Below are 11,278 nucleotides of genomic sequence, written 5' to 3' on the forward strand. Positions count from 1 at the left end.
TTGGAGAACAAACAGATCAGCGATGATCGGAATATCCGCAGACCGAATTTGGCTCACCGGAATCGACATTCAGTTCTATTTGTAATCGTATTGTGATGTTAATTACTATACTCAGCTCGTATAATTGAAGCAGACAACGATCCTGACGATCGACTTCCACAGCGACGTGGAGAGGGGGCAAGACCCGATGAAGACCATCGGCGACAACGACAGTCCGACATCGAACCTGCCCGCAGCTCCCCCAGCCGACGCGGACTGCGCGACCCTGTCCCAACACCGCCGCGCACACGGGCGCCGCCTCGAGGATGCCGAAGACAGCGAACTCGTCGACCTCTTCCGTGTCTACGCGGACAGCAGCATCGCTCAGATCAACTCGCTCGTCGCCACCAGCACGGTCGTCGTCCAGGACGTCGCCTACGCCCTCGGACTCACCGGCACTCACCTCGACGACGTCTATGAGTTCGCGCCGTTCACCGAGACCGTTGCCCGCCACCGCGCCCCTGAAGCCGGAGAGTCCGAGGCAGTCTCCGAACCATGCGACGACTCAGCCGTAGCATCGACCTCCGACCGCTTCCCACCCGAGTCCATCGCGGCACTCACGGATGCCGAGGCAACAGCCTGGGCCGAGGCGATCACTCAGGTCGAGTCCGAAACCGGAACGACGTTCGCCAAAGGCAGGGGACGGAAGAAGAACCGTGCGGCAGGCCGACTCCTTCGCCGCGCGTCGAAACTCGCCGAAGAGATCCTCGCCAACCCAGCGCCGCTCCCCGACTTCCCGGGATATGACCCGACTCAGACGTTCTTCACCTGGCTGCGCGGCAACCTCGAACCGACCGATGCCGGGGTGTACTCAAGCCTGCTCGGTGCCACGACGAGCAATGCGCTCAGGCACATGACCTCGTCGATGACGCTCACCCACGGACTGCCGAAATTCCTGCGCCGCTGCCTCGACGGCGACTTCACGATCGAGCACGTCGACAGCGCCACGCGCGCCTGCCGCGACCTCCACTTCGAGCACCTGCCGACCATCGACGAGTTCCTCAGCAAGAGGCGCGCCGACATCACGATCGAGACGTTCAAACGCTCGCTCACGCTCAAGATCGCCGCGACCCAGCCTCCCGAGGACACCCTCAAGAACGTCGCTCTGCGCCGCCGGGTCGACCTCACCACAGGCGACGACGGCACCGCCTACCTCACCCTGACCGGCCCCGCGCCGGAACTGCAGGCGTGCTACCGCCGGCTCGACGCCTTCACCCGGGCCGTGTACAAAAGCAACACCAGCGCGTTCTCCAACCAGCTGAAGGCCGGAGACTGCTTCGACGAGGACCGATCGATCTCGGCGCTGATGTTCGACATCCTCACTCGCACGCGGCCGCAGATGAAGCTGCGCATCATCAGCACAAACAACGCCGACGGCACGTCGACGAACACCGACTTCCCGCTCGACGGGCTCTTCGCCGGCCCCGACGGAGTCCCCATGCACGAAGGCGAATCGCTGCTCGACTACATAGAGCGCGTCTTCGACGACCTCGACGAGAATGGGTACACCGAGGCTGCACAGGAGGAGTGTGCCCCACAGGAGAAGTGTGCCCAGAGCTCGGCCCCCTCGACGACCCCGGCTGATCGCGCTTTCGAGTCACAGATCCTCGAGGCCATCCTCAGCAGCCGCACCACGACAGACACCGCAGCTGGGAACCCGGCGAACAGCAGCACCGAAGTCTTGACGGGCACCAACGCCGTGGACTCGACCAGCACCACAGCCGCTGGCACACGGAACAGCATGAACCGCACCGGCATCAACGACGCACTCGCGACGCTGATCGGATCCCGAGCCAGCGGGGCCCGCCCCACCGAGGGAGCCAACTCCGCCGCAGTCGGCGCGGCAGATTCCTTCGGAACCCCCATCCGCGACGAAGGCGGTTGCAGGATCAGCTTCGAGTTCCTCCTCGACATGCCCACAAGCGAATACTGGCTGTCGAACCAAGCAAGCACGTTCATCACCGTTCCCCTGCTCACCCTGCTCAGCCAGATCCAGCAGGACACGGACGGTGAGGGCTTCGATCAGCAGAGCTCAGAATCCGGCGAAACGGACGAACGGCCGACTACGCCCCCATGCGCAGATCCCGCCGAACCGAGCCCTGCCACCGAACAGCTGACCTCGGAAGAGGTGTGCGATCTGGCCGGCATGCTTCCGGGCGGCTCCCCGATCCCCGCCGACATGGCCCGTCGTGTTGCGGGCTACTCCACCACGTGGACCCGTCTGCTCACCGACCCCGCGACCGGGACCCCGATCGACGCCAAGGCGCAGACGTACGCCATTCCGAACAACGTGCGTAAGACACTCGTCGCACAGTACGTGACCTGCACGTTCCCTGGCTGCACGCTGCCCGCAGAGACCTCGGAAGTCGACCACATCGACCCATTCGATCACGTCGATCCGAGCCGCGGAGGACTCACCCGCTTCGGAAACCTGCATTGTCTTTGCAAGCTGCACCACAGCCTGAAGACCGCGAAGAAGTTCGACGTCCGAATGACTGAGCCCGGACACCTTGAGTACGTCTTCCGCCGCGGCGTCACGGTCGAGGTTGTCACCCCGGACAACCCGCTCAACGTCGAGCACGCTCGCCTGTTCCTCGAGCGCTTCGGAAGTGCCCTGCCGCGGGCAGACCGACGGATCGATCCCGAACCTGCGATGGACGAAGCAGCACCGACCGACGAGGAGACACCTGCGCCCCGCCGACGGAGAAGGGGACGAGACTGCCCCGAACCTGCTGCCGCCGACGGACAGCCCGGGTGGCGCGAGGCTGCGGCTGACCCGTTCGCCGGGTCCCCCGGCACGTCCGACGAACGCACCGACTCGGGCGAGCTCCGCGATTGGTTCTGGGACTCCGGCGAGCCCCCACCGTTCTGACCTGACCTCCCGGCGGCAGCGCCCCAGCAGTGCCCGGTGAGCCTTGCCGTTCCACACCCATCTGCACACAGAGCCACACAGAGCTAGAACGAGCCACCCAGTGCAGAGGCCGGTGGCATTCGAAATGAGTTCATCTCGAATGCCACCGGCCTCTGGCTTGCCGTCAGCAGACTTCGAAGAGTCCGGCTGCACCCTGGCCGCCGCCGATGCACATCGTCACGACGACGTACTTGGCGCCACGACGGCGCCCCTCGATCAACGCATGCCCCACGAGTCGGGCGCCCGTCATGCCGTAGGGGTGGCCGACGGAGATTCCGCCGCCATCGACGTTGTATTTCTCCGGGTCGATGCCGAGACGATCCCGGCAGTACAGAGCCTGCACGGCGAATGCCTCGTTGAGTTCCCACAGGTCGATGTCGTCGATCGACAGACCGTGCGTCTTCAGCAGCTTCGGGATCGCGAACACCGGGCCGATGCCCATTTCGTCAGGTGCGCAGCCGGCCACGGCCATGCCGCGGTAGATGCCCATCGGTTCGAGTCCGCGCCTGCTGGCCTCGTCGCTGGACATGACCACGGAAGCCGATGCGCCGTCGGAGAGCTGAGACGCATTTCCGGCGGTGATGCTCGGAACCTTTGATGCCACACCGGGCTCGAGCACCGGGTTGAGGCCGGCCAGACTTTCCAGAGTCGTCGACGGGCGATTGCCTTCGTCAGCCTCGAGGAGAACGTCGTGTCGCGAAGTCTCCTTCGTCTCCTTGTCGACGACGACCTTTGTCGTCGGCAGGGGAACGATCTCGTCGTCAAAGCGCCCGGCCTCCTGTGCGGCGGCTGTCCGCTGCTGCGAAGACAGGGAGTACTCGTCCTGGGCCTCCCGGCTGACGCCATAGCGCTCAGCCACCACCTCGGCGGTGGCCAGCATCGGGTAGTAGATGCCGGGGACGTGCTCTTCGAGCCATGGATCCTTTGCCCTGAACGTGTTCATCTTGTCGTTCTGAACGAGCGAGACCGATTCGACGCCGCCACCGACGACGATCTCCTGCCCGTCGAAGAGGATCTGCTTGGCCGCGGTCGCGATGCCCATCAGGCCCGAAGAGCACTGCCTGTCGATCGACATTCCCGGAACCGTCACAGGAAGGCCGGCCCGCAGCGCTGCCTGCCGAGCCACATTCGTGCCTTGGCTGCCCTGCTGGAGTGCTGCGCCGAGAATGACGTCTTCGACCTCGCCGCCTTCCAGTCCTGCGCGTTCAACGGCATGCTTGATCGCGTGCCCCGCGAGTTCCTGGGCCTGGGTGTCGTTGAACGCACCGCGGTATGCCTTGCCGATCGGCGTGCGCGCCGTCGAGACGATGACTGCTTCTCTCATGGGTCTGACCCTTCCAAGTTGTCGAACAGCGCAGTGCGAGTTCGTCGAATATCGAGTTGCGAACCAGAAGTTCGTAGGTGGTACTGAAGTCTGGGAGCCGCCCTGGCAGAGCGACTGTATGTGAGCGGCTGCGTTGAGAGCAGCCGCGCGGGAGCGGCGGTGAGCGTGAACTGCTGTGAGTGACGGTCCGTCGGCCATCGCCCCCTTCGCCCTGCCGGCGGACTGGTACCTGTCAGTCCTTCGGCCCGCCCGCAACGTAGATGACCTGACCGGAGACGAACCCGGAGCCTTCAGACGCGAGGAACGAGGCCGTGTGGGCGATGTCTTCGGGCTTGCCTGATCGAGCGACGGGGATCTCCTTGACCGCTGCCGTGACGAAGTCATCGAAGTCCACACCCACGCGCTCAGCGGTGGCCTTCGTCATATCGGTTTCGATGAAGCCGGGAGCGATGGCGTTCGCGGTGATGCCGAACTTGCCGAGTTCGATGGCCCAGGTCTTCGTGATGCCCTGGATTCCGGCCTTCGCGGCCGCGTAGTTCGTCTGTCCGCGGTTGCCCTGCGCCGACGTCGACGACATCGAGATGATGCGGCCGAACTTCTCTTCGACCATGTACGACTGCACGGCCTTGGCCATGAGGAACGCACCGCCGAGGTGGACGGAGAGGACCTTGTTGAACTCTTCGTAGGTCATCTTGAACAGAAGGTTGTCGCGCAGGATTCCGGCATTGTTGACCAGAACGGTCGGCGCACCCAAGGTCTCAGCGACCTGCTTGACTGCGGCATTCACCGATTCCTCATCGGAGACATCAGCTTCGAGCCCGAGCGCCTCTCCCCCATCGGCTTTGATCGCCGCGACTGTCTCATCGGTCGGTCCCATGTCGAGGACGGCGACCTTGAGGCCGTCTGCCCCGAGCCTCTTCGCGATTGCAGCGCCGATGCCGCGTCCGCCGCCGGTGACGATTGCTGTTCGAGTCATGTTCGTGCTCCTCACATTGGTGGTCTCAGGGTTCTGGTTCGCATCGCGCGATCGGACGCTATTCACGTGTGCACCGCTGCAGGTGTGACCGAGGTCTCTTGCGCAACTGCTTCCACTCTAGACCACAACTGCGCATTGAACGATTGATTGCTCAAAAGGTGGTCAAACCACCCGGAACACAGAGACCATCAACCCATAGATCAGCCGCCGAAGCCCTATTGCACGGCTTCCGACCTCGGACTATGCACTGAGCCTGAGCACAAGAACCCTCATTATCGAACGTTCAAAAATCTAGCGGAAAACCATTGACTTCACCACAGTGATTTGGAAGGGTTCACATCAGTCGAAGTCCATTTCGGATTGACGACGACTCCGAGCACTGTCGCTGGTGACGTCTCGGACACCGTGTGGAGCGGGCTCGCTCCAGGAGCTTTTCAAAGGAGAAAAGATGACCTCTGTCTCGCGAAGTCGCCGCCGCAGGCTTTCGGCAGCCGCAGTTCTGGGTGCAATCGCATTGGCTGCCACAGCGTGCGGCGGTGGTGGTGGCTCAGGTGATGGCGACTCAGTCGTCATCGGCTACACCGGACCACTCAGTGGAGGAGGTGCCGCCTACGGAGAGAACGTGAAGATCGGCCTCGAAATGGCAATCGACGATCTCAACGCAGACGGTGTCGAAGTCGATGGCAAGCCCGTGACACTGGAGCTGAAGTCCCTCGACGACAAGTACGCGCCCTCCACCGCCGCCAGCAATGCTCAACGGCTGGCCGACCAGGACAAAGCGCCGGTGGTCGTCTCCCCGAACGCAGGAGCGATCAAGGCGATACAGCAGATCAACAGCGGCAGGTCGAGCTTCCTCATCTCCGCCTACACATCAGATCCGGCGATCGTGCAGTCGGACAACCCGCTGACGATGATGATTCCTCCGAACTTCGAATCCTATGCGCAGGAGTTCTCCGAAACCGCCATGGAACACGGAGGCAAGAAGCTTGCCCTGCTCGGAACACAGAGTGAATACGGTCAGCAGTGGACCAAATCGATCAAAGACGCATGGAGCGAAGCCGGCGGAAAGATCGGCGGAGACAACAGCGTCGACTACGCCACTGTGTCCGACTTCGCCGGTCCGGTCTCCAAAGCCCTGGCTGAGAAACCTGATGCGATCTTCGTCGGCGGGCCCTCCCAACCGACTGCGCTGATCATGGAAGAAGCTCGCAAGCAGGGATTCAAAGGCAGCTTCCTCGTCATGGACCAGGCGAAGCTTGATGAGATGGCGACGGTGACGAAGCTCGACAATCTCAAGAATTCCGTCGGCGTCCTGCCCGTCTCCGAGTATGAAGATCCGGGCACGAAGGACTTCGTCAAGAAGTTCGCAGACAAAGCCGGTGACAAGAAGGTGCCGACCAGTGAGACTGCGCTGAACTACCAGGGCATTGCCATCATCGCGAAGGCCATGGAGACTGCGGGAACGACGGACGACCCCGAAAAGATCCGCGAAGCCATCGGCGACGCCCTGCCCGAGGTCGATGACAAGTACAAAGTCAACGGCTTCCCCGAAGAGATCACGGAACAGGGGCACCTCCTCAATCCCAATCTGGAGGCCACCTTCCTCAATGAGGACGGCAAATACACGAAGGTGCCGATCGAACAGGTATCCGACGACAAGTAACACCCGTCCGCGGCACTGCTGAGGGTGAGGCGCATCGGTGCGCCTCACCCGGGCCGCCCTCATGCCTGCAGAGGACCCGAATCACTATGACCCTCTTCATCCAACAACTCTTCAACGGCCTCGCGCTGGGCGGCGTCTACTGCCTGGCTGCGATCGGACTGACACTGGTCTTCGGAGTGCTGCGCATTCCCAACCTCGCCCACGGCGCGCTGTATATGCTCGGCGCCTACATCACGTATTTCTTCCTCACGACCGTCGGAGTTCCCTATATCGCCGCGATCGGGATCGCCGCGATCATGCTCTTCGTCGTCGGAGTCGGGCTCGAACGCCTCGTCTTCCACCCGTTGCGGAACTCTCCGCACACCCACCACATGATCGCTGCAGTCGGTGCGATGTTCTTCTTCCAAGCTCTGGCTCAAGCGATCTGGGGCGCAGACTTCCGCCGCATGGACACACCCATCACCGGCGAGCTGCGGATCCTCGGTGCTGAGATCTCTGCTCAGCGGATCGTCATCATCGTCACCGCTGTGATCGTATTGGCGCTGTTGGCGTGGTTCATCAAACGGTCCATTCACGGGCAGACTATCGAAGCGATCGAACAGGACCGAGTCGGAGCATCGCTCGTCGGCATCAATCCTTCGATGGTGTCGATGCTGACTCTGGGGCTGTCGGCCCTTCTGGCCACCATCGCAGCCGGCCTCGTCGCACCGATCAATCTGCTGTCTCCGACGATGGGCGACGCACTCAATCTCAAAGTGTTCGCCATCATCATCCTCGGCGGACTCGGATCACTTCCGGGTGCCATCGTCGGCGGATTCGCGCTGGCGATCGCCGAGACGATGACAGCGACCTATGTCTCCTCGGCAGTCGGTGAGGCCGTGGCCTTCGTCGTTCTCGTCGCCGTGCTGGCCATCAAACCCAACGGACTGTTCACCAAGGCGGTGCAGCGATGAACTCTATGAAGAATCCTCGAATCATCGGCACCATCGCCTTGATCGTCCTGCTCGGCCTGACTCCGCTGGCGTTCGCGCAGGAGAACTACACGATGCGCGTGATCACTGTCGGCATGTGCGCAGCGATCGCCGTCTACGGCCTCAACATCATCCTCGGCTTCACGGGACAGCTGAACCTGGCCCAAGGTGGATTCTTCGGCATCGGAGCCTACGGGGTGGGACTGCTCACCACTGACTACGATTGGTCCTTCTGGGCCGCATTCGTCGTGTCCGTCATCGGCACTGCGGTGATCGGCTACCTCTGCGGACTTATTGCGCTGCGAACCAAGGACGAGTACTTCGCCATATTCACAATGGCCATCGGCTTCATCATCTTCCTCGTCATCAGCCGCTGGGAGTCCGTCACTCACGCTCATTCCGGAGTCAACAATGTGAAATTTCCCGAAGGCGGCGGAATCGTCGACTTCGAATCTCCGGTGGCAATGTTCTACCTCGTGTTCGCCATACTGCTCGTCTGCGTCTACACGACCTATGCGATCCGCCGCTCGAGCGTGGGTCGCACCTTGCTGACCATCAGGACGAGCGAGGATCTGGCTGATGCGATCGGAGTGCGGGTCGGTTTCAGCAAACAGCTGGCGTTCGCCGCATCAGCCGTCTTCGGTGGGATCGGCGGAGGGCTGTATGCCACTGTCGTCGGATTCATCGGACCCGATTCGGCATCGATCGACAAGACCTTCGAATTCCTCATGTTCATCCTCGTCGGCGGAATGGGCACGGTCGCTGGTCCCCTGCTCGGCAGCATGATCGTGACCTTCCTGTTCGAACTGTTCCAGGATTTCCAGGCCTACCGCTTCATCGTGCTGGGACCCATCATCGTCGCTCTCGTGATCTTCGCTCCACGGGGAATCATCGGCTACCTCGGTGGATTCGTCGACAAACGCAGCCGACGACGCAGGGCCGCAGAAGCTCGCCAGTCGACGGACGGTCGACAGGCGTCAGACCCTCGCGGGCCGGACGGAGCGTCGAAGTCCATCGAATCAGACGACCACTCCGGGAGTGATTCCACGGCCCGGAACCAGTCGAATGCCGGCCACACCGGCGGCAGTACCTCTTCCGAGGAGACGAAATGACACTGCTTGAAATACGCGGCCTCGGTAAGCGCTTCGGCGGACTCGATGCGGTCAAGGACGTGGACTTGGATGTCGAAGAGGGTCAGATCACCGCAGTGATCGGCCCCAACGGAGCGGGCAAGTCGACGCTATTCAACCTCGTTCACGGTTTCTATCGGCCCACGGCAGGAAGCATCAGCTTCAAGGGCGAGGACATCACTCATTCCTCTCCCCACAATACGGTCGACGGAGGCATCGCCCGCACCTTCCAGACAACGCACCTGTTCGATGACAGCACGCTGTTGGAGAACGTTTTGGCTGGCCGGATCGTGCGTTCGAAGTCCAATATCTTCGACGCTGTCTTCCACACGCCTCGCCATCGTCGTGAATCGCGTATCAACGAGACCAAGGCGATGGAGGCCCTTGAGTTCTGCGGCGTCGCCGAGTATCGGCACGATCTGGCGTCCAACGTGCCCCAGGAGGTGCAGAAGCGCACGGCGGTGGCAATGGCGCTGGCCACTGAACCCGAGTTGCTGCTGCTCGACGAACCTGCCGGCGGCATTCCCGAAGAGGAGACCGTCGATTTCGGCAACCTCATTCGTTCACTGCCGCAGCGAGGAATCTCCGTTCTTCTCGTCGAACACAAGATGACGATGATCATGGGCCTCGCTGACACGATCCTCGTTCTCGATCATGGGCAGAAGCTCGCTCTCGGTACGCCTGCGGAGATCCAGGCGAATCCCGACGTGATCCGCGCATATCTCGGTTCGACAGCCCAGGAGGAGAACTGATGCTCACACTCGACAATGTCAGCACCGGCTACGATGCCACCGATGTGCTCCATGGCGTGAGCATCACTGCTCGCCCCGGAGAACTCACCGTCATCCTCGGCGCGAACGGCTCAGGCAAGACGACTCTGTTCAAGACGATCAGCGGGCTGATGCGCGTTCGTTCCGGGTCGATCGACTACGAGGGGCGGCATCTTCATCGCGCCCGCCCCAACACGATCGTCAAAGTGGGCATCGCGCACTGTCCCGAGGGGCGCCATCTGTTCGGCAAGATGTCGGTGGAGAAGAATCTGCGTCTCGGGTCGTACCCCCACCGGAACCGTGCCCGAACCGAAGAGATCTACGCCGAAGTCCTCGACCTGTTTCCGATCCTCAAGGAGAAGGCGAAGCAGCCGGCTGGCTCCTTGTCCGGTGGCCAGCAGCAGATGGTTGCGATCGGTCGAGCACTGATGTCGGATCCCAGCCTTCTCATCCTCGATGAGCCGTCGATGGGTTTGGCTCCCATCGTCGTCGAGCAGGTCCTCGACTCGGTCGCTCAGATCAACCGCAACGGGATCGGAGTCCTGCTCAGTGAGCAGAATGCGAAGGCATCGCTGGCAATCGCCCACAGAGGATATGTCCTCGCCGAGGGGCGGATCGTCCTGGCCGATGATGCCTCACGACTGCTCGACAACCCGGAGGTGCAGGCCGCCTACCTGGGCCTGTAGGCTGCCTGACTGGCCACGGTGTGCCGTCTGGCTGGCCACGTCCGACTGCCTGGCTGGCTGGCTACGCAGGCAATCACTTCGTCGCCGAGGCGGTGCTCCCACCTCGGCGACGATTAGTTCATCAGATGTGGCCAGTCGAACAGTTCAAGCCAGCAGATCGGGTTCCGACGTCGGTCCCTATTCGTCGAGGAACCGGGAGACGTCCCCGGCGCCGACGCGGGCCACCTCGGGGAACTTGCCTGTGAAGTCGATGACCGAGGTCGGCACGACCCCGGGAACACCGGATTCGACGACGATGTCGACGTCGTTGCCGAGCTGATCCATGACATCCTCGGCGTGGGTGAGCGGATCCTCAGCACCTGGCAGCAGCAGAGTCGATGACAGGATCGGCTCGCCCATCGCCTCGACGAGGGCCAGCGCGGTGACGTTCTGCGGAATCCGTGCACCGACCGAATGCTTCTTCGGGTGCATCATTCGGCGCGGCACTTCCTTCGTCGCCTTCATGATGAACGTGTAGGGTCCCGGCGTCATCGACTTGATGGCGCGGAAGTCCGAGTTGTCGACGATGACGAACTGCCCCAGTTGGGCGAAATCGTGGCACATCAGCGTGAAGTGGTGTTTCGAGTCGAGGTGCCGGATGCGGCTGATCCTCTCGATGCCGGCCTTATTGTCCAAGGCGCAGCCCAGGGCGTAGCAGGAGTCCGTGGGATAGGCGATGAGCCCTCCGCTCCTCAAGGACTCAGCGGCCTTCTCGATCAGTCGGTCCTGCGGGTTCTCCGGATGGATATTCAGTAGAGTCGCCATACCT

At 62.2% G+C, this 11,278-nt stretch carries 9 protein-coding genes; 6 read left to right on the top strand and 3 right to left on the bottom strand.

Annotation, left to right across the window (positions count from 1 at the left end; translation table 11 throughout):
- Positions 1–124 precede the first annotated feature (124 nt).
- Positions 125–2,911 carry an HNH endonuclease signature motif containing protein gene (locus L1F31_RS11060; RefSeq protein ID WP_265417348.1) on the top strand — a complete coding sequence of 929 codons (2,787 nt, stop codon included), beginning with the start codon at positions 125–127 and terminating at the stop codon, positions 2,909–2,911.
- Between the two features lie 163 nt (positions 2,912–3,074).
- On the opposite strand, the gene L1F31_RS11065 is transcribed toward L1F31_RS11060, so the two are convergent.
- A complete protein-coding gene (locus tag L1F31_RS11065; protein ID WP_265417349.1) occupies positions 3,075–4,274 on the bottom strand; it encodes an acetyl-CoA C-acyltransferase in 1,200 nt (399 codons plus the stop codon).
- A gap of 232 nt (positions 4,275–4,506) precedes the next feature.
- The gene (locus tag L1F31_RS11070; protein WP_265417350.1) at positions 4,507–5,250 is read right to left on the bottom strand and encodes an SDR family oxidoreductase; all 744 of its coding nucleotides are present in this window, start codon (positions 5,248–5,250) and stop codon (positions 4,507–4,509) included.
- Between the two features lie 448 nt (positions 5,251–5,698).
- On the opposite strand from L1F31_RS11070, the gene L1F31_RS11075 reads away from it, so the two are divergent.
- The 5 genes from L1F31_RS11075 (at position 5,699) to L1F31_RS11095 (ending at position 10,470) form a co-directional block, all read left to right on the top strand.
- Complete coding sequence (locus L1F31_RS11075) at positions 5,699–6,913, top strand: ABC transporter substrate-binding protein (protein ID WP_265417351.1); 1,215 nt, start codon at positions 5,699–5,701, stop codon at positions 6,911–6,913.
- An 86-nt stretch (positions 6,914–6,999) separates the two neighbouring features.
- Positions 7,000–7,866 carry a branched-chain amino acid ABC transporter permease gene (locus L1F31_RS11080; RefSeq protein WP_265417352.1) on the top strand — a complete coding sequence of 289 codons (867 nt, stop codon included), beginning with the start codon at positions 7,000–7,002 and terminating at the stop codon, positions 7,864–7,866.
- A gap of 5 nt (positions 7,867–7,871) precedes the next feature.
- Complete coding sequence (locus tag L1F31_RS11085) at positions 7,872–8,996, top strand: branched-chain amino acid ABC transporter permease (protein ID WP_265417353.1); 1,125 nt, start codon at positions 7,872–7,874, stop codon at positions 8,994–8,996.
- Positions 8,993–9,766, top strand: coding sequence for an ABC transporter ATP-binding protein (locus tag L1F31_RS11090; RefSeq protein ID WP_265417354.1), 774 nt, complete (start codon positions 8,993–8,995; stop codon positions 9,764–9,766). Before L1F31_RS11085 ends, L1F31_RS11090 begins: the two co-directional genes overlap by 4 nt.
- Positions 9,766–10,470, top strand: coding sequence for an ABC transporter ATP-binding protein (locus L1F31_RS11095; RefSeq protein WP_265417355.1), 705 nt, complete (start codon positions 9,766–9,768; stop codon positions 10,468–10,470). Before L1F31_RS11090 ends, L1F31_RS11095 begins: the two co-directional genes overlap by 1 nt.
- 177 nt (positions 10,471–10,647) lie before the next feature.
- Here L1F31_RS11095 and L1F31_RS11100 read toward each other — a convergent pair whose 3' ends face one another.
- Complete coding sequence (locus L1F31_RS11100) at positions 10,648–11,274, bottom strand: L-threonylcarbamoyladenylate synthase (protein ID WP_265417356.1); 627 nt, start codon at positions 11,272–11,274, stop codon at positions 10,648–10,650.
- Positions 11,275–11,278: the final 4 nt, after the last annotated feature.

The organism is Brevibacterium spongiae (genome assembly GCF_026168515.1).
Lineage (GTDB): Bacteria > Actinomycetota > Actinomycetes > Actinomycetales > Brevibacteriaceae > Brevibacterium > Brevibacterium spongiae.

Excerpts from the sequence above, each read along its gene's own strand:
- L1F31_RS11085 (WP_265417353.1), top strand. The coding sequence starts at position 7,872 with ATGAAGAATCCTCGAATCATCGGCACCATCGCCTTGATCGTCCTGCTC.
- L1F31_RS11080 (WP_265417352.1), top strand. The coding sequence starts at position 7,000 with ATGACCCTCTTCATCCAACAACTCTTCAACGGCCTCGCGCTGGGCGGC.
- L1F31_RS11100 (WP_265417356.1), bottom strand. The coding sequence starts at position 11,274 with ATGGCGACTCTACTGAATATCCATCCGGAGAACCCGCAGGACCGACTG.
- L1F31_RS11090 (WP_265417354.1), top strand. The coding sequence starts at position 8,993 with ATGACACTGCTTGAAATACGCGGCCTCGGTAAGCGCTTCGGCGGACTC.
- L1F31_RS11095 (WP_265417355.1), top strand. The coding sequence starts at position 9,766 with ATGCTCACACTCGACAATGTCAGCACCGGCTACGATGCCACCGATGTG.
- L1F31_RS11065 (WP_265417349.1), bottom strand. The coding sequence starts at position 4,274 with ATGAGAGAAGCAGTCATCGTCTCGACGGCGCGCACGCCGATCGGCAAG.
- L1F31_RS11075 (WP_265417351.1), top strand. The coding sequence starts at position 5,699 with ATGACCTCTGTCTCGCGAAGTCGCCGCCGCAGGCTTTCGGCAGCCGCA.
- L1F31_RS11070 (WP_265417350.1), bottom strand. The coding sequence starts at position 5,250 with ATGACTCGAACAGCAATCGTCACCGGCGGCGGACGCGGCATCGGCGCT.